18 protein-coding genes are annotated in these 23,336 nt (G+C 62.8%); 11 read left to right on the top strand and 7 right to left on the bottom strand.

The genetic code is table 11. The features are described from left to right. Positions 1–200 precede the first annotated feature (200 nt). The 10 genes from HBO12_RS13870 to HBO12_RS13825 are packed head-to-tail and all read left to right on the top strand — an operon-like array spanning position 201 to position 9,730. The gene (locus tag HBO12_RS13870; protein WP_170042562.1) at positions 201–851 is read left to right on the top strand and encodes an outer membrane lipoprotein carrier protein LolA; all 651 of its coding nucleotides are present in this window, start codon (positions 201–203) and stop codon (positions 849–851) included. Then, on the top strand, positions 841–3,153 hold the full coding sequence (locus HBO12_RS13865) for an MMPL family transporter (RefSeq protein WP_170042397.1): 2,313 nt from the start codon (positions 841–843) through the stop codon (positions 3,151–3,153). The genes HBO12_RS13870 and HBO12_RS13865 overlap by 11 nt, the downstream gene beginning before the upstream one ends. 56 nt (positions 3,154–3,209) lie before the next feature. Continuing rightward, positions 3,210–4,457, top strand: a complete 1,248-nt coding sequence (locus HBO12_RS13860; protein ID WP_346343184.1) for an NAD(P)/FAD-dependent oxidoreductase — start codon at positions 3,210–3,212, stop codon at positions 4,455–4,457. A gap of 11 nt (positions 4,458–4,468) precedes the next feature. Next, positions 4,469–5,203, top strand: coding sequence for a class I SAM-dependent methyltransferase (locus HBO12_RS13855; protein WP_463671613.1), 735 nt, complete (start codon positions 4,469–4,471; stop codon positions 5,201–5,203). Continuing rightward, on the top strand, positions 5,200–5,682 hold the full coding sequence (locus HBO12_RS13850) for a DUF3261 domain-containing protein (RefSeq protein ID WP_170042393.1): 483 nt from the start codon (positions 5,200–5,202) through the stop codon (positions 5,680–5,682). Before HBO12_RS13855 ends, HBO12_RS13850 begins: the two co-directional genes overlap by 4 nt. Then, entirely contained in the window at positions 5,679–6,845 is a 1,167-nt protein-coding gene (locus tag HBO12_RS13845) for a beta-ketoacyl-[acyl-carrier-protein] synthase family protein (RefSeq protein WP_170042392.1), read from the top strand. The genes HBO12_RS13850 and HBO12_RS13845 overlap by 4 nt, the downstream gene beginning before the upstream one ends. Further along, positions 6,842–7,306, top strand: a complete 465-nt coding sequence (locus tag HBO12_RS13840; protein ID WP_170042391.1) for a hotdog family protein — start codon at positions 6,842–6,844, stop codon at positions 7,304–7,306. The genes HBO12_RS13845 and HBO12_RS13840 overlap by 4 nt, the downstream gene beginning before the upstream one ends. Further along, positions 7,299–8,027 (top strand): 3-oxoacyl-ACP reductase FabG, encoded by a 729-nt coding sequence (gene fabG, locus HBO12_RS13835; RefSeq protein WP_170042390.1) that lies wholly within the window; start codon positions 7,299–7,301, stop codon positions 8,025–8,027. The genes HBO12_RS13840 and fabG overlap by 8 nt, the downstream gene beginning before the upstream one ends. After that, positions 8,027–9,253 (top strand): beta-ketoacyl-ACP synthase, encoded by a 1,227-nt coding sequence (locus tag HBO12_RS13830; RefSeq protein WP_169952363.1) that lies wholly within the window; start codon positions 8,027–8,029, stop codon positions 9,251–9,253. Before fabG ends, HBO12_RS13830 begins: the two co-directional genes overlap by 1 nt. Positions 9,254–9,280: 27 nt before the next feature. After that, positions 9,281–9,730, top strand: coding sequence for a hypothetical protein (locus HBO12_RS13825; RefSeq protein WP_169952365.1), 450 nt, complete (start codon positions 9,281–9,283; stop codon positions 9,728–9,730). Positions 9,731–9,998: 268 nt separating this feature from the next. On the opposite strand, the gene HBO12_RS13820 is transcribed toward HBO12_RS13825, so the two are convergent. After that, on the bottom strand, positions 9,999–10,892 hold the full coding sequence (locus HBO12_RS13820) for a LysR family transcriptional regulator (protein ID WP_169952367.1): 894 nt from the start codon (positions 10,890–10,892) through the stop codon (positions 9,999–10,001). Positions 10,893–11,064: 172 nt separating this feature from the next. Between HBO12_RS13820 and HBO12_RS13815 the strand changes: the two genes are divergently transcribed. Continuing rightward, positions 11,065–12,282 (top strand): MFS transporter, encoded by a 1,218-nt coding sequence (locus HBO12_RS13815; RefSeq protein ID WP_262376990.1) that lies wholly within the window; start codon positions 11,065–11,067, stop codon positions 12,280–12,282. Positions 12,283–12,415: 133 nt separating this feature from the next. On the opposite strand, the gene hemE is transcribed toward HBO12_RS13815, so the two are convergent. The 6 genes from hemE to aroK form a co-directional block, all read right to left on the bottom strand. Next, the gene (hemE, locus tag HBO12_RS13810; RefSeq protein WP_170042388.1) at positions 12,416–13,483 is read right to left on the bottom strand and encodes a uroporphyrinogen decarboxylase; all 1,068 of its coding nucleotides are present in this window, start codon (positions 13,481–13,483) and stop codon (positions 12,416–12,418) included. Between the two features lie 253 nt (positions 13,484–13,736). Then, the gene (locus HBO12_RS13805) at positions 13,737–15,155 is read right to left on the bottom strand and encodes an FAD-dependent oxidoreductase (protein WP_010213750.1); all 1,419 of its coding nucleotides are present in this window, start codon (positions 15,153–15,155) and stop codon (positions 13,737–13,739) included. Between the two features lie 32 nt (positions 15,156–15,187). Continuing rightward, positions 15,188–19,633, bottom strand: coding sequence for a glutamate synthase large subunit (gene gltB, locus HBO12_RS13800; protein ID WP_169952374.1), 4,446 nt, complete (start codon positions 19,631–19,633; stop codon positions 15,188–15,190). A gap of 349 nt (positions 19,634–19,982) precedes the next feature. Beyond that, positions 19,983–21,557: an SPOR domain-containing protein gene (locus tag HBO12_RS13795; protein WP_169952376.1), complete on the bottom strand. Its 1,575-nt coding sequence runs from the start codon at positions 21,555–21,557 to the stop codon at positions 19,983–19,985. A gap of 10 nt (positions 21,558–21,567) precedes the next feature. Next, positions 21,568–22,668, bottom strand: coding sequence for a 3-dehydroquinate synthase (aroB, locus tag HBO12_RS13790; protein WP_057958082.1), 1,101 nt, complete (start codon positions 22,666–22,668; stop codon positions 21,568–21,570). 147 nt (positions 22,669–22,815) lie between these two features. Continuing rightward, positions 22,816–23,334: a shikimate kinase AroK gene (gene aroK / locus HBO12_RS13785; RefSeq protein ID WP_169952380.1), complete on the bottom strand. Its 519-nt coding sequence runs from the start codon at positions 23,332–23,334 to the stop codon at positions 22,816–22,818. Positions 23,335–23,336: the final 2 nt, after the last annotated feature.

The following is a 23,336-nucleotide window of genomic DNA, read 5'->3' as shown; positions in this document are numbered from 1 at the left end:
TCCGGTTTTTCGCGAGCAAGCTCGCTCCTACAGAGGGGCGTCGAAAGGACTTCCCTGTGGGAGCGGGCTTGCCCGCGATGGTCGTCAACGATAACGCGGGGGGCCTGACACTGCGCGGCGTCCTCGGGTTTTTCGCGAGCAAGCTCGCTCCTACAGAGGGGCGTCGAAAGGACTTCCCTGTGGGAGCGGGCTTGCCCGCGATGGTCGCCAACAATAACGCGGGGGGCCTGACACTGCGCAGCGCCCTCCGGTTTTTCGCGAGCAAGCTCGCTCCTACAGGGGTTGGGTTGCTGCTGAGCGTTGGGGCTTATGCCTTCGACTTGCAACAACTGAGCGATCAGTTGGCCAAGCCCTCGGTGATCCACGGCAGCTTCATCCAGGAAAAGCACCTGCGCGCCCTGCCCCAGCCGCTGACCAGCAAAGGCACCTTCGTATTGGCCCGGGACCACGGCCTGCTCTGGCTGCTGAAAACCCCACTGCAACAGGACTATCGCATCAACGCCCAAGGCATAGCCCGGCGTGATGCCAACGGTTGGCAACCGCTGCCGAACAAAAGCGCCGGCGCCGAGCAGAACCGTTTGTTCCTGGCCGTGCTGCAAGGCGACAGCAGCGGCTTGCAGCGCGACTTCGAGTTGCAGCTGCAAGGCGAGGCCAAGGCCTGGAAACTCAAGCTGATCCCCCGCTCGCTGCTGCTCAAGCAAGTGTTCACCCAGATCAATATCGACGGCGGCGAGTTGGTGCACACCATCGAACTGCTGGAAACCCAGGGCGACAGCACCCTGTTACGCATGCAAGACAGCACCAGCACGCAACCCTTGAGCGACGCGGAGCAACACGACTTTGCCCAGTGAGCGTTGGTTGCCGCGCCTGTTCCTGATCCTGCTGGTGGCCGTGCTGGCCCTGGCCGGCTGGCAATGGCGCGAGGGCGCGCCGTTGTCGGCCAACCTGATGGATCTGGTGCCGGGCAACACCCCGGACGCGCTGGAACTGGCGGCCGAGCAACGCATGCAAGAGCCGCTGAACCGCGAGATGCTGGTGCTGGTCGGACATGCCGATCGCCAGCACGCACTGGCCATGGCCCAACAGCTCGGTGAACAGTGGCAAGCCAGCGGCCTGTTTGAAAAGGTCACCTGGACCCTGCAAGCCGACCTGCCAGCCCTGCGCCAACAATTGCTGCAAGGGCGCCTGGCGATGCTGTCGGCCAAGGACCGCGAGCAGTTGGTCAGCGAGCCCGAGGCGTTTATCGCGCAGCGGGTGCAGGCGCTGTTCGACCCCTTTACCGGCTTCAGCCTGGTGCCGAGCCAGGACGATTGGCTGGGCCTGACCGGACGCATCCAGAACAGCCAGCCGCAACACGGTGCGGTGCAGCTGGATATCGGCAGCGGCGCGTTGATTGCCGATGCCGACGGCAAAAGCTGGGTGCTGCTGCGCGCGCGTACCCAGGGCAATGCCTTTGATATGAAACTGCCGCTGCAAGTCGCCGACCTGCTGCAAGCCAGCCGCGACCTGGCCAGCGAGCAAGGCGTGCAACTGCTCGCCGCCAGCGGCCTGCTGTACGCGGCCAACGGCCAACAACAGGCCAGCCGCGAGATGACCTGGGTCGGCGGCGGCGCAACGGTAGGGATTCTGTTGCTGTTGCTGCTGGCGTTTCGTCGCTGGCGGGTGTTGCTGGCGTTTGTCCCGGTGCTGGTGGGCATGCTGTTTGGCGCGGCGGCCTGTGTGGCGCTCTTCGGCCATATGCATGTGATGACCCTGGTGCTGGGCGCGAGCCTGATCGGCGTGGCCGTCGACTACCCGCTGCATTACCTGTCCAAGAGCTGGAGCCTGCAACCCTGGCGCAGCTGGCCGGCCTTGCGCCTGACCCTGCCGGGCCTGAGCCTGAGCCTGGCCACCAGTTGCATCGGCTACCTGGCCCTGGCCTGGACGCCATTCCCGGCGCTGACGCAGATCGCCGTATTCTCCGCCGCCGGCCTGGTGGGCGCCTACCTGTCGGCGGTGTGCCTGTTGCCGGCGCTGCTCAACGGCCTGGACCTGCGCCCGGCGCAATGGCCGCTGCGGGTCGCCGAGTTCCTGCTGGGGGTACGTGAATCCTTGCTCAAGCGCCTGCCGAGCCAGGCGCTGCTGGTGCTGGCCCTGCTGTTCTGCGCCGGCGGCCTGTGGCAGTTGAACAGCAAGAACGATATTCGCCAGTGGATCGGCGCACCGCCGCAGTTGCTGCAAGAAGCCCAGGCCATTGCGCGCATTACCGGCTACCAACCCACCAGCCAGTTCTTCCTGGTGCGTGCGGACAATCAACAACAGTTACTGGAGCGCCAGGCGGCGTTGAGCCAGCGCCTGGATCAACTGGTGCACATGGACAAGCTGCAGGGCTACCTGGCACTCAATCAACTGGTCAGTACGCCCGGCGAACAGCAACACGTGCGCGAGGCCCTGAATCAACTGCCGGCGCTGTGGCAACCACTGCTCGACCTCGGCATCCCCGCCAGCGCCCTGCAAGCGGAGGTGGCGCAGTTGCAGGCGCTGCCCACCGCCGACATCGACGCCGCCCTCGCCGGCCCGCTGGCCGAGCCGTGGCGCCTGTTGTGGCTGGGCAATGTCGACGGCGGCGTGGCGGCGATGGTCAGCCTGCAAGGCCTGAACAACCCGGCGCTGCTGCGTATCCAGGCCCTGGACCTGCCGGGCGTGCAACTGGTGGATCGCCTCGGCGACTTGAACCAGGTATTTGCCGCGACCCAGGTCAGCGCCGCCGAACTGAAATTATTGTCCTGTGTACTGATCGTCTTGCTGCTGATCCTGCCCTTTGGCCTGGGCGGCGCGCTGCGCATTGTCGCCCTGCCGCTGTTGGCTGCGCTGTGCAGCCTGGCCAGCCTCGGGTGGCTGGGGCAGCCGTTGACCCTGTTCAGCCTGTTCGGCCTGTTGCTGGTGACAGCGATCAGCGTCGATTATGCGATCCTCATGCGCGAACAGATCGGCGGGGCCGCGGTCAGCTTGCTGGGGACGCTGCTGGCCGCGGTCACCACCTGGCTGTCCTTTGGCCTGCTGGCGGTGTCCAGCACCCCGGCGGTGAGTAACTTCGGCCTGTCGGTCAGCCTGGGCCTGGCCTTCAGCTTTATGCTGGCGCCATGGGCCGGCCGCCAGGAACATGCGCAATGATGCCGACTAATTTTTTTTGTTGAATGTGATGATCGCCAACCCGGCAAGGAGCCACAGTGCCCACAGTTGAAATGGAACGTCGCCAGGTCGTGGTGATCGGGGCCGGCCCGTCCGGTGCCATTGCGGCCGCGTTGCTCAAGCGCAACGGGCATGATGTGTTGATCATTGAGCGCGAACACTTCCCGCGTTTTTCCATCGGCGAAAGCCTGTTGTCCCATTGCATCGACTTTATCGAAGAAGCCGGCATGCTCGAGGCGGTCAACGCCGCCGGCTTCCAGCTGAAAACCGGCGCCGCGTTTGCCTGGGGCGAGCGCTACAGTGCTTTCGATTTCGGTGACACCTTCAGCGAAGGCAAACCCACAACCTTCCAGGTCCAGCGCGCCGACTTCGACAAGTTGCTGGCCGATCAGGCGGCGTTGCAAGGCGTGGAGATCCGTTACGGCCAGACCCTGGTCGGGGTGGATTTCGCCGCGGGCCACCGCTACCTGCATGTACGCCGCGAAAACGGCCGCGAATACCACATCAAGGCCGGCTTTGTGCTCGACGCCAGCGGCTACGGCCGCGTGCTGCCAAGCCTGCTGAACCTTGAGGCGCCATCGAACTTCCCGTTGCGCCAGGCGGTGTTCACCCACGTCGAGGACCGTATCGAACATCCGGGCTTCGACCGCAGCAAGATCCTCATCACCACCCACCCGACCCAGCGCGATATCTGGTTCTGGACCATCCCGTTCAGCAACGGCCGCTGCTCGGTAGGCGTGGTCGCGGCCAAGGAGCATTTCGACGGTTGCGATGGGGATCTGGACGCCTGCCTGCGCGGCTTTATCGAGCAAACCCCGAGCCTGTCCAAGGTGCTGGCGAACGCGGTCTGGGATACCCCGGCGCGGACTATCGGCGGCTACTCGGCAAACGTCACCACCTTGCATGGCCCGGGCTTCGCGCTGCTGGGCAATGCCGCAGAGTTCCTCGACCCGGTGTTCTCTTCAGGCGTGACCATCGCCATGCGCTCGGCCAGCATGGCCGCAGGTCTCCTGCACCGCCAACTCAAGGGCGAAAGCGTGGACTGGCAAACCGAGTTCGCCGCGCCACTCAAACGCGGGGTCGATACCTTCCGTTGCTACGTCGAAGGCTGGTACGCCGGCACCTTCCAGGATGTGATCTACCACCCTGGCAGCTCGCCGGAAATCCGCCGCATGATCAGCTCGATCCTCGCCGGTTATGCCTGGGACGAGCGCAATCCCTTTGTCAGCGAACCCAAGCGCCGCTTGCGGATGCTCTCGGAAATCTGTGCGGGGGAAAACCTATGAGCAGCCCACCTGTGTCTAAAGAGTACTTGAGCAAAAACTACGTCGAAGAAACCAAGTTCGGCTTCTGGTTCCTGCGCAGCCACACCTGGCAACATCACGTACTGCGCGTGGCAATCAACGACCTGCGCAACCTGTTCAGCACGCCGTTGCCGGAAGCACCAGTGCTGCTGGATGCCGGTTGTGGCCAGGGCAAGTCGTTTAGCTATTTACAGCAGGTGTTCGCTCCCAAGCGCCTGATCGGCCTTGACGCCGACCCGCACAGCCTCGACCTGAGCCGTGCCGAAGCGGCGCGCCAGGGCATTGAGATCGAGTTGATTGGCAGCGATTGCGCCACCCTCAAGGTGGCCGATGAAAGTGTCGACATCCTGTTCTGCCACCAGACTTTCCACCACCTGGTGGAGCAACAACGGGCGCTCACCGAGTTTTATCGAGTGCTCAAGCCCGGCGGCTACCTGCTGTTTGCCGAGTCCACCGAAGCCTATATCGACACCTGGGTAATTCGCTGGCTGTTCCGTCACCCGATGCATGTGCAGAAAAGTGCCGATGAGTACCTGGAGATGATCCGCGAGCAGGGTTTCGAATTTGGCCCGCAGAACGTGTCGTACCCGTACCTGTGGTGGAGCCGCTCGGCAGACTTCGGCCTGCTGGAGCGTTGGGGCCTGCGCCAGCCCAAGCCGTTTGGCGAGCGTGAAGAGACGTTGGTGAATGTGGTTGCACGCAAGCCACTCACAGGCCCGCCAGCATGATCCGCGCGCTGTTGATCGGCTGCCTGTTGCTGCTGGCCGCATGCGCCAGCCAGCCGCCGCTGCCGGTGCATACACCGAGCCTGGCCTTGCCCCTGCAATTGCATATCGAGCGCGAGCAGGACGGCCAGCGCCAGGACTGGTTGCTGGTGATCCAGCGCGAAGGCGAGGCCTTGCGCTGGTCGCTGATGGACCCGCTGGGCATCCCCCTGGCCCGGCAAAAGCTGGTGGCCGGCCGTTGGCAGGCAGATGGCCTGCTACCACCCAACCCCCAGGCCCGCGAGCTGTTTGCGGCGCTGCTGTTTGCCCTGACCCCGGCCGCTGAAATACCCGGCAACTACCCCCAAGCCCGTGAAGACGATGGCGTACGGGTACTCAAGCCGCACTGGCAGGTGATCTACCGCGCCCCCTTGACCTTCAGCGTGAACATGCCGGGCCAGCACCTGAACTACCGCGTCACCGCGCTTGAGAGCAGCCCATGACCGCTTATCTCAATGCCCTGGGGATCATCTGCGCCCTGGGCCGTGGCCAGCAGCAAGTGCGGCGCAATCTGTTTGCCGGGGATTGCTCGGGCATGCGCGCCGAGAGCGGCTGGGTGCCCGAGCGAGTACTGCCGGTGGGCAGCGTGCCTGGCGAACTGGCGCCACTGCCGCCGCACCTGGCGCAACAGAGCAGTCGCAACAACCAGCTGTTGCTGGAGGCCGCCTTGCAGATAGAAGGCCCGATCCGGCAGGCGATCCACACCTTTGGCGCCTCGCGTATCGGGGTGGTGCTGGGTACCAGCACCTCGGGCATCGATGAGGCCAGTCGCGGCATCGCCCATTACCTGCGCGAAGGGCAGTTCCCCCAGACCTATGACTACCGCCAACAAGAGCTCGGCGCCCCGGCCAACTTCCTCGCCGACTGGCTGCAACTGAGCGGCCCGGCCTATGTGATTTCCACCGCCTGCACCTCCAGCGCCCGCGCAATGATGAGCGCACGCCGCCTGCTGGACCTGGGCCTGTGCGATGCGGTGCTGTGCGGCGGGGTCGATAGCCTGTGCAAGCTGACCCTCAATGGCTTCACCTCGCTGGAGGCGGTGTCTTCCGAGCGCTGCAACCCGTTTTCGCTGAACCGCAACGGCATCAATATCGGCGAGGCGGCGGTGCTGTTCCTGATGAGCAAAACACCGGCGCCCATCGCCCTGCTGGGCAGCGGCGCCAGTTGCGATGCGCACCATATTTCTGCGCCGGAGCCCAGCGGCAAGGGCGCATTGCAAGCGATGAGCAAGGCCCTGGCCAGTGCAAAATTGGCACCGGCGCAGATCGGTTACCTGAACCTGCACGGCACCGCGACCCAGCATAACGACGCCATGGAAAGCCTGGCCGTGGCCTCCCTGTTTCCGGCTGGCGTGGCCTGTTCCTCGACCAAGCCGCTGACCGGCCATACCCTCGGCGCTGCCGGGGCACTGGAGGCTGCGTTCTGTTGGCTGAGCCTGGTCGAGGGCACACTGGCGCCGCATATCTGGGACGGTCAAGCCGACCCGGCGTTGCCCGCCCTGCGCTGGGCCAAGGTCGGCGACACCCTGGAAAAACGCTGCCTGATGAGCAACTCGTTTGCCTTCGGCGGCAACAACGTCAGCCTGATTATCGGAGACGCCCCATGAGCCATTGGCCACTCGCCGAACTGCTGCCCCACGCCGGGGACATGATCCTGATCGACCAGGTGTTGGCGTTCGATGAAGAACAGATCCACACCCGCGTCACCGTCAAGCCCGGCGGCCTGTTCAATCGCCCCGACGGCAGCCTGCCGGCCTGGGTCGGCATCGAGTTGATGGCGCAAAGCGTGGCCGCCTATGCCGGCTGCCGCGCGCGCCAGAACGGCGAAGCGGTGGAGTTGGGCTTCCTGCTGGGCACGCGCAAGTTCGAATGCAATGTCGAGCACTTTCCCCTAGGTGCCGAACTGACCATCCACGGCCTGCGCTCCCTGGAAGACGACAACGGCATGGGTGTGTTCGAATGCCACCTGACCGGCGACGGGATCCAGGCCAGCGCACGCCTGAACGTATTTCGACCGCCCCAGGCGGCCAACTATTTAGCTGAATCGAAGGACACGTGTCATGACTGAATCCGTACTGGTCACCGGCTCCAGCCGGGGTATCGGCCGCGCTATCGCCCTGCGCCTGGCCCAGGCCGGCCATGACCTGGTGCTGCATTGCCGCAGTGGCCGTGCCGAGGCGGATGCCGTACAGGCCGAAGTCGAGGCCCTGGGCCGCAAGGCGCGGGTGCTGCAATTCGATGTGGCGGACCGTGCCACCTGCAAGCAGATCCTTGAAGCCGACGTAGAAACCCACGGTGCCTATTACGGCGTGGTGCTCAATGCCGGGCTGACCCGCGATGGCGCGTTCCCGGCGCTGTCGGAGGACGACTGGGACGTGGTGATGCGCACCAATCTCGATGGTTTCTATAACGTGCTGCACCCGGTGATGATGCCGATGATCCGGCGGCGCGCGGCCGGGCGCATTGTGTGCATTACTTCGGTCTCGGGGCTGATCGGCAATCGTGGCCAGGTCAATTACAGCGCGTCCAAGGCCGGCCTGATCGGCGCCGCCAAGGCCCTGGCCATTGAGCTGGGCAAGCGCAAGATCACCGTCAACTGTGTGGCTCCGGGCCTGATCGACACGGCAATGCTCGATGAAAACGTGCCGGTGGAAGAACTGATGAAGATGATCCCCGCGCAGCGCATGGGCACCCCCGAAGAAGTCGCCGGTGCGGTGAACTTCCTGATGTCGGCGGAAGCCGGCTACATCACCCGCCAGGTCCTGGCCGTGAACGGGGGCCTGTGCTGATGAAACGTGTGGTAGTCACCGGCATGGCCGGCATGACCTCCCTGGGCTGCGATTGGGACACCATCGTCGCCAACTTCCGTGCCCAGCGCAGCGGTATCCGGCGCATGGACGAGTGGGATCGCTTCAGCGAACTGAACACCCGTTTGGCCGGGCCGATTGACGACTTTGTCGTGCCGGCCCACTGGACCCGCAAGCAACTGCGCAGCATGGGCCGGGTTTCGCGCCTGGCGGTGTGGGCTGCCGAACAGGCGTTGCACGACGCCGGCCTGCTGGGCGATGCGTCGATCAAGGATGGACGCATGGGTGTGGCCTGCGGCTCATCCACCGGCAGCACCGATGAGATCAAGGCGTTCGGCAATATGCTGCTCAACTCGGTGGCCGAGGGCCTGAACGCCAACTCCTATGTGCGCATGATGCCGCACACCACGGCGGCCAATATCAGCATCTTCTTTGGCCTCACCGGGCGCCTGATCCCCACCTCCAGCGCGTGCACCAGCGGCAGCCAGGGCATCGGCTACGCCTATGAAGCGATCAAGTTCGGCCGCCTGCCGCTGATGCTCGCCGGCGGCGCCGAAGAGCTGTGCCCCACCGAAGCCATGGTGTTTGACGCGCTCTACGCCACCAGTCTGAAAAACGACGCCCCGCAGACCAGCCCACGGCCCTACGACAGTGGTCGCGACGGCCTGGTGATTGGCGAGGGCGGCGGCATGCTGGTGCTTGAGGAGCTGGAGCATGCCCTGGCCCGGGGCGCGCATATCCATGCCGAGATCGTCGGTTTTGGCAGCAACGCCGACGGCCAGCACACCACGCGCCCCGAGCAGGCCACCATGCGCCGGGCCATGGAGCTGGCCCTGGAAGATGCCGGCCTGGCGCCGGATGCCATCGGCTATGTCAACGGCCACGGTACCGCCACCGAACAAGGCGACATTGCCGAAACCCTGGCCACCAGCAGCCTGTTCGGCAGCCGCATGCCCATCAGCTCGCAAAAGAGTTTCCTGGGCCATACCCTGGGCGCCTGCGGGGCGCTGGAGTCGTGGTTCAGCATCGAGATGATGAACCGCGACCAATACGTGCCGACGTTCAACCTCGATCAAGTCGACCCACGCTGCGGCGAACTGGATTACCTGCGCGGCGAGTTCCGCCAGATGCACAACGATTACGTGATGAACAACAACTTTGCCTTTGGCGGCGTCAACACGTCGCTGATCTTTCGCCGCTGGCAGTAAGCCTTTTATCTGATTGGAGAGAACGCAATGTCTTCGTTGCTACGCGCCACCCTTATCGCCCTGACCCTGCTGACCGCTGCCGGCTGTACCAGCAAGCCGGTGCTCAACACCCAGCACGCACTCGCCGCCAACGAGCAGGTCAGCGAAGCGAAAATGAAACAGAGCATCCTCACCGCGCTGGACAAGCGCAACTGGACCGTACAACGCGCCGACCCACGCCTGATCCAGGCCCAGATCAACGTGCGCAACCGCTACTACGCCGAAATCGACATCCGCTACACCGGCACCAGCTACGCCATCACCTACCGCGACAGCCAGGAACTGGGCTACAAGGACGGCAAGATCCATCGCAACTACAACCGCTGGGTGAGCATGCTCGACCGCGACATCATGGCCGGGCTGCGCTCCAATGGCGCAGCTGAAGCGGGCACGGCTGCGCAGTTATTCAAGGAGACGGGGACGTCGAAGCAGAACTGATCGGCGCCTGAAAAACCGGCACCTACCTAGCACCAGAAACAACAAAGGGCGCCTTTCGGCGCCCTCTTCACAAGCAGGCTGGCTTGTCATCGCCTTGACAGCCAAAAACTGCTCACTGGAAAGTTCAGCGATTTTGTCAAATCAACACGCTGCCTTCTTTGGGCTGATAGAGAAGTGTCATCCATGTCACTCAGCGAAAAAGAAACGATTCTGCGCAACGCCAAGGTAAATCACTAAATCGGTTCCGTTACCTGATATGTGACCGCGGTTACACCAACGCCTTACGCGTCAGCAGCTCGACAAACGCCTTGGCCATGGGTGACTGCTGGTCCTTGCGCTGCACCAGCCACACCGCCGTTACCGCCTCCGGGTCGAGCAAGGTGCGGTAGACCACGCCATCGATGCGGATGCGCTGGTACGACGCCGGCAACACCGACACCCCCAACCCCGCCGCCACCAGGCCGATGATGGTCATGGCCTCGCCGGCCTCCTGGGCGAAGTGCGGGCTGAAGCCGGCGTCGCGGGCCAGGCTGAGTAACTGGGCGTACAAACCGCTGCCATAGGCCCGTGGGAAAAACACAAAAGGTTCGTCGGCCAACTGCGTCAGATGCAAACCCCGCTCACTACCCTGCGCCAACGGATGGCCGGCACTGAGCACCGCCACCAGGGGCTCACGCATCAACTCCACGACACTCAGTGAGTCCGGCAACGGCAACGGGCGCATCAAGCCGACCTGGATCGACTCATCCACCAGCGCACCCGCCACTTCGGTACTGCTCATTTCCTGCAGGTTCAGGTGCACCGCCGGGAAGGCCTGGCGAAAAGCAAAAATCGCTTGTGGGATGCTGGAGTTGAACGGCGCCGAAGAGGTGAAGCCAATCTTCAGTTCACCCAGTTCCCCCAACTGCGCACGGCGCGCCACATCCGCAGCCTTGTCGACCTGCGCCAGCACCAGGCGGGCTTCCACGAGGAACAGGCGCCCAGCCTCGCTCAGCTCGACCCGACGATTGGTGCGCTCGAACAGCCGCGCGCCGACCTGCTGTTCCAGCGCCTGGATCTGCTGGCTCAAGGGCGGCTGGGAGATCCCCAAAACCTGGGCGGCCCGGCCGAAATGCAGCTCTTCAGCCACGGCGATGAAGTAGCGCAAGTGGCGCAATTCCATGAAAACCTCATTAGGTCGTAAAAGCTATCAAACAGGTCGAACAATATATTGGAAAGAATCATTAGCCAGCTATATTCTTTTTTGCATGGCCAGTCCTGGCTGCCTTTGCTTGCCGAGGTCCCGCGTGAAAGCTGCTGTCGCTCCACTTGCCCAAGAACGTCCGCCCACTGCCCTGGATGAGGTGGTGGCGCAGCTCAACGACGTGTACATCGAAAAAGGTACGCCGATGTTTATGCGTACAGTGCTGGCGCTGTTTTCCGGCGGCTTTGCCACCTTTGCCCTGCTGTATTGCGTACAACCGATGATGCCGGCGCTGTCCCACGAGTTTTCCATCAATGCCGCGCAGAGCAGCCTGATCCTTTCTGTCTCCACCGCGATGCTCGCCTTTGGCCTACTGATCACCGGGCCAGTTTCCGATCGCCTGGGGCGCAAGCCGGTGATGGTCACCTCGCTGTTCTGCGCTGCGGTGTGCACCATCGCCAGCGGCCTGATGCCGACCTGGGAAGGCATCCTGTGGATGCGCGCGCTGCTGGGCCTGTCCCTCAGTGGCCTGGCTGCCGTGGCCATGACCTACCTCAGCGAAGAGATCCACCCGCAGCACATCGGCCTGGCCATGGGCTTGTATATCGGCGGCAATGCGATTGGTGGCATGAGCGGGCGCCTGATCACTGGCGTGTTGATCGACTTTGTTAGCTGGCATACCGCAATGCTGGTCATCGGCGCGCTGGCGCTGATTGCGGCGACGGTGTTCTGGAAAATCCTGCCGCCCTCGCGCAACTTCCGCGCCAGCAGCCTCAAGCCGCGCAATTTGCTCAATGGTTTCGTCATGCACTTCAAGGATGCCGGCCTGCCCTGGTTGTTCCTCGAAGCCTTCTTGCTGATGGGCGCCTTTGTCACGCTGTTCAACTACATCGGCTACCGCTTGCTGGCCGATCCCTATGACCTGAGCCAGGCGGTGGTGGGCTTGCTGTCGGTGGTGTACCTGTCGGGCATCTACAGCTCGGCGAAGATTGGCTCGCTGGCCGACCGCCTGGGCCGCCGCCGCGTGCTGTGGGCCACCATCGTGCTGATGCTCGCCGGCATCACCCTGACCTTGTTCGGCCCGCTGGCACTGATCATCATCGGCATGCTGATCTTCACCTTCGGCTTCTTCGGCGCCCACTCGGTGGCCAGCAGCTGGATTGGCCGCCGCGCAGTCAAAGCCAAGGGCCAGGCTTCGTCGCTGTACCTGTTCAGCTATTACGCGGGGTCGAGCATTGCCGGGACGGCCGGTGGGTTTTTCTGGCACTACGCCGGCTGGAACGGGATTGGCGGGTTTATCGTCGCGCTGCTGATCGTTGCGCTGCTGGTGGCGTTGAAGCTGGCCAAGTTGCCACCGCTCAAACTGTAGGAGCTGGCTTGCCAGCGATGTGGCCCGAAGAATCACCGCAGGGCTCAGGCATGTCATCGCCGGCAAGCCGGCTCCTACAACAATCGTCAGCTAATAAAAAACCGGCCTGAGCCGGTTTTTTATTAGCTGATGCTTACTCGTGATACTGCGCCGACAACTCATGCACCGCCCGCAGGAACGCGCCTGCATGCTCCGGGTTCACTTCCGGGGTGATGCCGTGGCCGAGGTTGAACACGTGGCCGCTGCCCTTGCCGTAGCTGGCGAGGATGCGGCCCACTTCGGTGCGGATCGCTTCCGGCTTGGCGTAGAGCACGGTTGGGTCCATGTTGCCTTGCAGGGCCACCTGGTTGCCGACGCGGCGACGGGCTTCGCCCAGGTCGCAGGTCCAGTCCAGGCCCAGTGCATCGGCGCCCGCATCGGCGATGCTTTCCAGCCACAGGCCGCCGCCCTTGGTGAACAGGATCACCGGCACTTTGCGGCCTTCGTGTTCGCGGATCAGGCCGCTGACGATTTTGCGCATGTAGGCCAGGGAGAACTCCTGGTACGCCGCCGCCGACAGGTTGCCACCCCAGGTGTCGAAGATCTGTACCGCTTGCGCGCCGGCCATGATCTGGCCGTTGAGGTAGGACACGACCGACTGCGCCAACTTGTCCAGCAGCAAGTGCATGACTTGTGGATTGTCGTAGAGCATGGCCTTGGTCTTGCGAAAGTCTTTCGACGAGCCGCCTTCGACCATGTAGGTGGCCAGGGTCCACGGGCTGCCGGAGAAGCCGATCAGCGGTACGCGGCCGTTGAGTTCACGGCGGATGGTGCTGACAGCGTCCATCACGTAGCCGAGGTCTTTGTGCGGATCGGGGATCGGCAGGGCTTCGATATCGGCCAGGGTGCTGATCACTTTCTTGAAACGTGGACCTTCGCCGGTTTCAAAGTACAGGCCTTGGCCCATGGCATCGGGGATGGTCAGGATATCGGAGAAGAGGATGGCCGCATCCAACTGTGGATAGCGGTCCAGCGGCTGCATCGTGACTTCACAGGCGAACTCCGGGTTCATGCACAGGCTCATGAAATCGCCCGCGTTGGCGCGGCTGGCGCGGTATTCCGGCAGGTAGCGACCGGCTTGACGCATCATCCACACGGGGGTGACGTCTACGGGTTGCTTGAGCAGGGCACGAAGGAAACGGTCGTTCTTGAGGGCAGTCATGTCGGCATCCGCAAAAAAAGTGCGGGCATTTTCTCAGAGCCGGACGCAAAAGGCACGGTTACAGGTCAGCCTTTTGTCTATCGGGTCAATTTGTCGCAATGGCTGGCAGCACAAACCTCAATAGGCAATGGGGTTTGTGTAGGAGCTGGCTTGCCTGCGATGGCATCAACTGGGCCTGGCTGACAGACCGAGTTGCCTGCATCGCAGGCAAGCCAGCTCCCACATTTTGATCCCGTTTCAACTCGGGATCAGATCAGACCTGCAGGTAGTCCAGGATGCCTTCGGCGGCGTTGCGGCCTTCGAAGATCGCCGTCACCACCAGGTCAGAGCCGCGCACCATATCGCCACCGGCGAAGATTTTCGGGTTGCTGGTCTGGTGCTTGTACTGGCCCTGTTCCGGGGCCACGACGCGGCCCTGGCTGTCAGTCTGGATCTGGAACTGCTCGAACCACGGCGCCGGGCTTGGGCGGAAGCCGAAAGCGATGACCACGGCGTCGGCCGGGATGATCTCTTCGGAACCCGGGATCGGCTCGGGGCTGCGGCGGCCACGGGCGTCCGGTTCGCCGAGACGGGTCTCGACCACCTTCACGCCTTCGACACGGTCTTCACCGACGATAGCGATCGGCTGGCGGTTGTAGAGGAACTTCACGCCTTCTTCCTTGGCGTTCTTCACCTCTTTGCGCGAGCCGGGCATGTTGGCTTCGTCGCGGCGATAGGCACAGGTCACCGACTTGGCACCCTGGCGAATCGACGTGCGGTTGCAGTCCATCGCGGTGTCACCACCGCCGAGCACCACGACCTTCTTGCCTTTCATGTCGACGAAATCTTCCGGCGACTTTTCAAAGCCCAGGTTGCGGTTGACGTTGGCGATCAGGAAGTCGAGCGCGTCGTACACGCCCGGCAGGTCCTCACCGGCAAAGCCGCCCTTCATGTAGGTGTAGGTGCCCATGCCCATGAATACCGCATCGTATTCTTCGAGCAGTTGCTCCATGGTCACGTCTTTGCCGATCTCGGTGTTCAGGCGGAACTCGATGCCCATGCCGGTGAAGACTTCGCGGCGATTGCTCAGCACGGTCTTTTCCAGCTTGAACTCGGGGATGCCGAAGGTCAGCAGGCCGCCGATTTCCGGGTTCTTGTCGAACACCACCGGGGTCACGCCGCCACGTACCAGCACGTCGGCACAACCCAGGCCCGCCGGGCCCGCGCCGATAATCGCCACGCGCTTGCCGGTGGGCTTGACCTTGGACATGTCCGGGCGCCAGCCCATGGCGAATGCGGTGTCGGTGATGTACTTCTCCACCGAACCGATGGTCACCGCGCCGAAACCGTCGTTGAGGGTGCACGCACCCTCGCACAGACGGTCCTGGGGACAAACCCTGCCGCAGACTTCCGGCAGGGTGTTGGTCTGGTGCGACAGTTCGGCGGCGGCGAGGATGTTGCCCTCGGCCACCAGCTTGAGCCAGTTGGGAATGAAGTTGTGCACCGGGCACTTCCATTCGCAATACGGGTTACCGCACCCCAGGCAGCGGTGGGCCTGGTCGGCCGAGTGCTGGGGTTTGAAGGGCTCGTAGATTTCCACGAACTCTTTCTTGCGTTGACGCAACAGTTTCTTCTTCGGATCTTTGCGCCCGACATCGATGAACTGGAAGTCGTTATTCAGACGTTCAGCCATGTTAAAACCTCATCAAACTCTTCAGGCGCATATCACTGCGGGTTGGCACGGATGCTGGAAAGCAACGATTTCAAGTTGGCAGCCTTGGGCTTGACCAGCCAGAAACGACGCAGGTAATCATCGAGGTTCTCGGCGAGGTTACGGCCCCATTCGCTGCCGGTTTCCTCGACGTACTCGTCCAGCACGTGCTGCAAGTGGTTCCGGTAGGACTCCATGGCTTCGCCGCTGATCCGCTGGATCTCGACCAACTCGTGGTTGACCTTGTCGACGAAGGTGTTGTCCTGGTCCAGCACGTAGGCGAAACCGCCAGTCATGCCCGAACCAAAGTTGTAACCGGTCTTGCCCAACACGCAGACAAAACCACCGGTCATGTACTCGCAGCAGTGATCGCCAGTGCCTTCGACCACGGTGTGGGCACCGGAGTTACGCACGGCGAAACGCTCACCGGCGGTCCCTGCGGCGAACAGCTTGCCACCGGTGGCGCCGTACAAGCAGGTGTTGCCGATGATGGCACTGTCCTGGGTCTTGTAGATGCTACCCACGGGCGGGACGATCACCAGCTTGCCGCCGGTCATGCCCTTGCCCACGTAGTCGTTGGCGTCGCCTTCAAGGTACATGTGCAGGCCGCCGGCGTTCCACACGCCAAAGCTCTGGCCCGCGGTGCCCTTGAAGCGGAAGGTGATCGGCGCCTTGGCCATGCCCTGGTTGCCGTGCTTGCGCGCGATTTCGCCAGAGATCCGCGCACCGATGGAACGGTCGCAGTTGCAGATATCCAGGGTGAATTCGCCACCGCTGGCGTCGTTGATCGAGGAGCCGGCCATATCGACCATCTTCTCGGCCAACAGGCCTTTGTCGAACGGTGGGTTGCGGTCGACCTGGCAGAACTGTGGCTTGTCTGCCGGGATGTGATCGCTGCCCAACAGCGGCGTCAGGTCCAGATGGTGCTGCTTGGCGGTCTGGCCCTGGAGGATGTCCAGCAGATCGGTACGCCCGATCAGCTCTTGCAGGGAGCGCACGCCCAGCTTGGCCAGCCACTCACGGGTTTCTTCGGCGACGTAGGTGAAGAAATTCACCACCATGTCGACGGTGCCGATGTAGTGATCCTTGCGCAGCTTCTCGTTCTGCGTGGCCACGCCGGTGGCGCAGTTGTTCAGGTGGCAGATGCGCAGGTATTTGCAGCCCAGGGCAATCATCGGCGCGGTGCCGAAGCCGAAGCTTTCGGCGCCGAGGATCGCGGCCTTGATCACGTCGAGGCCGGTTTTCAGGCCGCCGTCGGTCTGTACCCGGACTTTGCCGCGCAGGTCGTTGCCGCGCAGGGTCTGGTGAGTCTCGGCCAGGCCCAGCTCCCACGGTGCACCGGCGTACTTGATGGAGGTCAGCGGCGATGCGCCGGTGCCGCCGTCATAGCCGGAGATGGTGATCAGGTCGGCATAGGCCTTGGCCACGCCAGCGGCGATGGTGCCCACGCCGGCTTCCGCCACCAGTTTCACCGAGACCAGGGCCTGCGGGTTGACTTGTTTCAGGTCGAAAATCAGCTGCGACAAGTCTTCAATCGAGTAGATGTCGTGGTGCGGCGGTGGCGAAATCAGCGTGACGCCCGGCACTGCGTAACGCAGCTTGGCGATCAAACCATTGACCTTACCGCCTGGCAGTTGGCCGCCCTCACCGGGCTTGGCGCCCTGAGCCACCTTGATCTGCAGCACTTCGGCGTTGACCAGGTATTCCGGCGTCACCCCGAAACGGCCAGTCGCGACCTGCTTGATTTTCGAGCTCTTGATGGTGCCGTAGCGCGCCGGGTCTTCACCGCCTTCGCCGGAGTTGGAACGCGCACCCAGGCGGTTCATGGCTTCGGCCAGGGCTTCGTGGGCCTCGGGCGACAAGGCGCCCAGGGAGATACCGGCGGAGTCGAAGCGCTTGAGGATCGACTCCAGCGGTTCGATTTCGCTGATAGCCAACGGCGTGTCCAGGGTTTTCACCTGGAACAGGTCGCGGATCATCGACACCGGGCGGTTATCCACCAGCGCGGTGTATTCCTTGAACTTGGCGTAGTCGCCCTGCTGCACAGCGGCTTGCAGGGTGCTGACCACATCCGGGTTGTAGGCGTGGTATTCGCCACCGTGCACGAACTTGAGCAGGCCACCTTGCTGGATCGGCTTGCGCGCGCTCCAGGCCTCCAAAGCCAGGGCTTTCTGTTCGGCTTCGATATCGACGAAACGCGCGCCCTTGATGCGGCTTGGCACACCACGGAAGCTCAGCTCGCAGACTTCTTCCGACAGGCCGATAGCCTCGAACAACTGCGCACCACGGTACGAAGTGACGGTGGAGATGCCCATCTTCGACAGGATCTTCAACAGGCCTTTGGTGATGCCTTTGCGGTAGTTCTTGAACACTTCGTACAGGTCGCCCAGCACTTCGCCGGTGCGGATCAGGTCGCCCAGCACTTCGTAGGCCAGGAACGGATACACCGCCGAGGCGCCAAAGCCGATCAGCACCGCAAAGTGGTGCGGGTCGCGGGCGGTGGCGGTTTCGACGAGGATGTTGGAGTCGCAGCGCAGGCCTTTTTCGGTCAGGCGGTGGTGGACCGCGCCGGTGGCCAGCGAAGCGTGGATCGGCAGCTTGCCCGGGGCGATATGGCGGTCGGTCAGCACGATCTGGGTACGACCGGCGCGCACGGCTTCCTCAGCCTGATCGGCGACGTTGCGCACAGCAGCTTCCAGGCCGAGGCTCTCGTCGTAGTTCAGGTCGATGATCTGCCGCTCGAAGCCTGGACGCTCCAGGGTCATCAACGAGCGCCACTTGGCCGGGGAAATCACCGGCGAGCTGAGGATCACGCGCGAAGCGTGCTCTGGCGATTCCTGGAAGATGTTGCGCTCGGCACCGAGGCACACTTCCAGGGACATGACGATGGCTTCACGCAGCGGGTCGATCGGTGGGTTGGTCACCTGGGCGAACTGCTGGCGGAAATAGTCGTACGGCGTGCGCACGCGCTGGGACAGCACGGCCATCGGCGTGTCATCGCCCATGGAGCCGACGGCCTCGTAGCCTTGCTCGCCGAGTGGGCGCAGCACCTGGTCGCGCTCCTCGAACGTGACCTGGTACATCTTCATGTACTGCTTGAGCTGGTCGACGTCATAGAAAGCCGAACCGTGGTCGTTGTCTTCCATGGTCGCCTGGATGCGCAGGGCGTTCTTGCGCAGCCATTGCTTGTACGGGTGACGCGACTTCAAGCGGTTATCGATGGCATCGGTGTCGAGGATCTGCCCGGTTTCGGTGTCCACGGCAAGGATCTGGCCAGGGCCGACGCGGCCTTTGGCAATCACGTCCTGCGGCTGGTAGTTCCACACGCCGACTTCCGACGCCAGGGTGATGAAGCCGTTGGTGGTGGTCACCCAACGCGCCGGGCGCAGGCCGTTACGGTCGAGCAGGCACACCGCGTAGCGACCATCGGTCATGACCACGCCGGCCGGGCCGTCCCACGGTTCCATGTGCATCGAGTTGTACTCATAGAACGCCCGCAGATCGGGGTCCATGGTCTCGACGTTCTGCCACGCTGGCGGAATGATCATGCGCACGCCACGGAACAGGTCGATGCCGCCGGTGACCATCAGTTCCAGCATGTTGTCCATGCTCGAGGAGTCGGAACCCACGCGGTTGACCAGCGGGCCGAGCTCTTCGAGGTCCATCAGGTCGTTGGCGAACTTGGTGCGACGGGCCACGGCCCAGTTGCGGTTGCCGGTGATGGTGTTGATCTCGCCGTTGTGGGCGAGGAAGCGGAATGGCTGGGCCAGCGGCCATTTCGGCAGGGTGTTGGTGGAGAAGCGCTGGTGGAACACGCAGATCGCGGTTTGCAGGCGCTCATCGCTCAGGTCTGGATAGAAGGCGGTCAAATCCGCCGGCATCATCAGGCCTTTATAAATGATGGTCTTGTGGGAAAAGCTGCAGATGTAGTGGTCGGTGTCCAGGGCGTTGGCCACGGACGAGCGGCGACGCGAGGTGAACAGCTTGATCGCCATGTCCTGGTCGCTCAGGCCGTCGCCTGCGATAAACACTTGTTCGATCTGCGGCAGGCGCTCATGGGCCAGGCGGCCGAGCACGCTGGTGTCGATCGGCACTTTGCGCCAGCCGACGAGTTGCAGGCCGGCGGCGAGGATCTCGCGGTTCATGTTCTCGCGAGCGGCCTGGGCTTTGACCGGGTCCTGATTGAAGAACACCATGCCCACCGCGTATTGCTTGGGCAAATCGGCGCCGAAGGTTTCCTTGGCGACAGCGCGCAGGAACAGGTCGGGCTTTTGAATCAGCAAGCCACAACCGTCACCGGTCTTGCCGTCGGCGTTGATCCCACCGCGGTGGGTCATGCAGGTCAGGGCCTCGATGGCCGTTTGCAGAAGGGTATGACTGGGTTCGCCCTGCATATGGGCTATCAGGCCGAAACCACAGTTATCCTTGAATTCATCGGGTTGGTACAGACCTGCTTTCATAGACACTTTCTCACCAGGCTGCCTCTTATTTCGAGGCAAATTTCTTTTCAATTCAACCGGTTACCTTCCACGCCGAACGTACGCCGGCTTAGCGGGGGCAAAAGGGAGGTCATTGTACACACCGACACAGACGCCCACAAATTTGGCGACGAACTGTCGCAAATCTATGTCGCATTTATGAAAGGTTTAAAGCGATATGCTGTGCTAGTCAAAACTTTTTTAATTTTGACTGCTACTACTCAAAAGCTACTGTGAGGCAGACACCACAAAGCGCGCGGCCTTCAGGGCTGCACGCTTTGTTGTTTTTTTTGAGGTGCTGGGAGGGCGACCTGGGTAAGGTCGCCGGACTTCAGCGAGTTGTTGCGAGTTCTTGTTGAACGCTGGCAACAGTGCGAGGCCAAGGTTTACCAGCCTGAACCTTCGCTGGCAAGGCTTTGATAGCGGAATCGGCTGCCGCACGGCTCGGGAAACTGCCGTAGGTGATCACGTAGAGAGGCTTGCCGTTGAGCACTTTCTTGAAATAACGGTACTCGCCGCCCTGCTCTTTGACGAACGCCTGGGCGTTGGCTTCGGAGCTGGTGCCGAGGATCTGCACCACGTAGTTCTTCGCCGGTTGGCTGCCGTACCAGCCGCTGCCGGCAGCGGCCTTGGCCACGGTCACCGGTTTTTCAGCAGGCTTGGCGACGGGTGCAGGCTTGGCCGCCGGGGCTGGCGTCGGCTTGACCACTGGCGCCGGGGTTGGCTTGGCGGTGGCAACCTGGGTCGGCGCAGGCGTCGGCTTGGCCGCAGGCACCGGTGCCGGGCTGGCTGTTGCACCAGGCGGCGGAGCCACGGTGGTGACGGTCGGTGGCGTGGCGCTGGAGCCTTCTACCGGCACGCCGTCGTCGCCTTCGGAAATGGCACCGGCCTCTTCTGCCAACGGGCCACGCATGACCGGCTGGCCAACCATCGGCAGGTTGGTAGGCTGGCCAGAGCCGGCAAACTCAACGGCTGGTGCGCCATTGGTAGTGGGCTTGCCCAGTGGCAGCTGCGCCTGCTCGGTCGGTGCACCTGGAGCAGTCGGGGCCTTGCTACGGCCGGGAATCAGCCAGGCGGCGGCAACGGCAACCACGACAACAGCAGAAATCGCCAGTACGTGTTTCTTCGGCATGGTGAACCCCATCTTTGGACGCTTAACCGCAGAGCGGCTGGCAATCATTGCTTCGATCATCGCATCCCGGGCCACCTGGTTGATGGTGCCAGGCCAGCCGTCGGAGCTTTCGTGAATATCAGAGATCTGCTGGGCAGAGAAAAGTTCGATGCCCTGGCCGGCACCTTCAAGGCGCTGGGCCAGGTACTCGCGGGTTTCTTCTTCTTCGTAGGGCTGCAATTCGATGACGTGAAACAGCTCTTGCTCGCCACTGAGCTGCTCCAGGTCGGCAATCAGCGACGCCTCACCGAACAGGAAGACATGCGGGCGCCCTTCCGGCGTACCCGCCGCCAGGGCGAGCAACGCTTCCAGGGCGGACTCGTCGAGCTGCTCGGCATCGTCCACCAGCAGGTAGACTTCCTGGCCGGTCAGGCCCAGTTGCACTACTTGCTTGAGAATTGCAGTCGGCTCGGCATTGGCCACGTCCAGCGCCTGGGCAACCTGGCGCAACACACCTGCCGCGTCGCCGGCACCACGGGCGGAAACCACCACGCTTTGCACCGATTGCTTGTTGGTGCTGGCCACCAGGGCCTGGCGCAGCAGGGTCTTGCCGCTGCCCAAGGGGCCAGTGACCACCAACAGCAACTGGCTGTAGCGCGCCAGGTGGTGCAACTGCCCCAGCACCGGCTTGCGCTGTGCAGGGAAAAACTTGAAACCGGGGACCCGTGGCGCAAAAGGGTCATGGCTCAACTGGTAATGGCCGAGGAAAGCCTCGTCGGCATGCAAACTAGTCATCGGGATCTGGTTAACCTTTCAGCTGGGCCAGGGCGCGGTAATCCGCTCCCAGCGTGGCCTGTAGAATCTCTTTCGGATAATCGTCGGTCACTACCGCTTCGCCCATTCGGCGCAACAGCACCAGACGCAAACGACCATCGATCACTTTCTTGTCTATCGCCATATGTTCAAGGAAATCGGCTTCAGTCATCTCCTCGGGAGGAATGACCGGCAACCCGGCGCGCTGGAACAGGCGGATACCACGATCACGCTCTTGGACACTGATCCAGCCCAGGCGTTGCGACATCTCCAACGCCATCACTGTGCCAGCCGCCACGGCCTCACCATGCAGCCAGACACCATAGCCCATGTGGGTTTCAATCGCATGGCCGAAGGTGTGGCCCAGGTTCAGGGTGGCGCGCACGCCAGACTCACGCTCGTCGGCATTGACCACCAGCGCCTTGGCCGCACAGGAGCGGGAGATAGCCTCGGTCAGCGCCACCTGGTCCAGGTTGCGCAAGGCATCGACGTGCTCTTCAAGCCAGGTCAGGAACGGCTCATCGCAGATCAACCCGTACTTGATGACTTCCGCCAGCCCCGCCGACAGCTCGCGGGGCGGCAGGGTATTGAGGGTGGCGGTGTCGATCAGCACGGCATTGGGCTGGTAGAACGCGCCGACCATGTTCTTGCCCAGGGGATGGTTGATCCCGGTCTTGCCGCCCACCGACGAATCGACCTGGGACAGCAGGGTGGTCGGCACCTGGATAAAGTCCACGCCACGCTGGTAACAGGCCGCGGCAAAACCGGCCATGTCGCCGATCACGCCGCCGCCAAGGGCCACCACCGTGGTACGCCGGTCATGACGCGCGGTGAGCAGCCCGTCAAAGATCAATTGCAGGGTTTCCCAGTTCTTGAAGGCTTCGCCGTCGGGCAGAATCACCGAGATCACCGAATACGCCGCAAGACTGCGACTCAGACGCTCAAGGTAGAGCGGCGCGACGGTCTCGTTGGAGATGATTGCCACTTGTCGCCCGGCAATATGCGGCGCGAGCAACTCGGGCTGGTCCAACAAGCCTTCGCCAATATGGATCGGGTAGCTACGCTCGCCAAGATCGACCTTAAGTGTCTGCATGTGTCCCCGCGCTGAAGATGGAAGCAGGCGTCCTGCCCTGTATTAACGTTGTCGGCACCGTCGAGATCGGACGCTGCCTGATGGCTCTACGCCACACCTCGGACGGTTGCAACGCGCTGCCGAGGATAGCGCATTTCGGCCCTGGCTTTAACGGGGTGGCAACTGCTGCAAGCGTTCGAGAATGTCGATTACGACCATGCGCGGTGGCCGTTCATCGGTTTCCACCACCAGATCGGCGATTTCCCGATAAAGCGGATCGCGCAGGGTCAGCAAGTCCCGCAGGGTTTTCTCGGGGTTGGCGGTACGCAACAATGGCCGGTTGCGATCACGTGCGGTGCGCCCTACCTGCTGCTCGACCGACGCATGCAAATAGACCACCCGACCGCCATCCCGCAGCGCCCGTCGGTTTTCCTCGCGCATCACCGCACCGCCGCCGGTGGCCAATACCACGCCATCGCAGCCGCACAACTCGGCAATCATCGCCTGTTCGCGGTCACGAAAGCCCAGTTCGCCTTCCTTATCGAAGATCCACGGGATATTGGCGCCCGTGCGCAATTCAATTTCCTTATCGGAGTCTTTGAATGGCAGGCGCAGCTCTTTGGCCAGCAAACGGCCGATGGTGCTTTTTCCAGCCCCCATCGGCCCTACAAGAATCAAATTTCGCACAG

The organism is Pseudomonas sp. WS 5059 (assembly GCF_012985525.1).
Taxonomy (GTDB): Bacteria; Pseudomonadota; Gammaproteobacteria; order Pseudomonadales; family Pseudomonadaceae; genus Aquipseudomonas.
Note: the sequence above shows the minus strand (reverse complement) of the source record. Positions and strands in the feature narration are given on the sequence as shown.

What these genes read in the sequence shown, in the direction of transcription:
- HBO12_RS13870 (WP_170042562.1), top strand. Translation starts at nt 201, where the DNA reads ATGGTCGCCAACAATAACGCGGGGGGCCTGACACTGCGCAGCGCCCTC.
- HBO12_RS13850 (WP_170042393.1), top strand. Translation starts at nt 5,200, where the DNA reads ATGATCCGCGCGCTGTTGATCGGCTGCCTGTTGCTGCTGGCCGCATGC.
- HBO12_RS13845 (WP_170042392.1), top strand. Translation starts at nt 5,679, where the DNA reads ATGACCGCTTATCTCAATGCCCTGGGGATCATCTGCGCCCTGGGCCGT.
- HBO12_RS13840 (WP_170042391.1), top strand. Translation starts at nt 6,842, where the DNA reads ATGAGCCATTGGCCACTCGCCGAACTGCTGCCCCACGCCGGGGACATG.
- fabG (WP_170042390.1), top strand. Translation starts at nt 7,299, where the DNA reads ATGACTGAATCCGTACTGGTCACCGGCTCCAGCCGGGGTATCGGCCGC.
- HBO12_RS13830 (WP_169952363.1), top strand. Translation starts at nt 8,027, where the DNA reads ATGAAACGTGTGGTAGTCACCGGCATGGCCGGCATGACCTCCCTGGGC.
- HBO12_RS13825 (WP_169952365.1), top strand. Translation starts at nt 9,281, where the DNA reads ATGTCTTCGTTGCTACGCGCCACCCTTATCGCCCTGACCCTGCTGACC.
- HBO12_RS13820 (WP_169952367.1), bottom strand. Translation starts at nt 10,892, where the DNA reads ATGGAATTGCGCCACTTGCGCTACTTCATCGCCGTGGCTGAAGAGCTG.
- hemE (WP_170042388.1), bottom strand. Translation starts at nt 13,483, where the DNA reads ATGACTGCCCTCAAGAACGACCGTTTCCTTCGTGCCCTGCTCAAGCAA.
- HBO12_RS13805 (WP_010213750.1), bottom strand. Translation starts at nt 15,155, where the DNA reads ATGGCTGAACGTCTGAATAACGACTTCCAGTTCATCGATGTCGGGCGC.
- gltB (WP_169952374.1), bottom strand. Translation starts at nt 19,633, where the DNA reads ATGAAAGCAGGTCTGTACCAACCCGATGAATTCAAGGATAACTGTGGT.
- HBO12_RS13795 (WP_169952376.1), bottom strand. Translation starts at nt 21,557, where the DNA reads ATGACTAGTTTGCATGCCGACGAGGCTTTCCTCGGCCATTACCAGTTG.
- aroB (WP_057958082.1), bottom strand. Translation starts at nt 22,668, where the DNA reads ATGCAGACACTTAAGGTCGATCTTGGCGAGCGTAGCTACCCGATCCAT.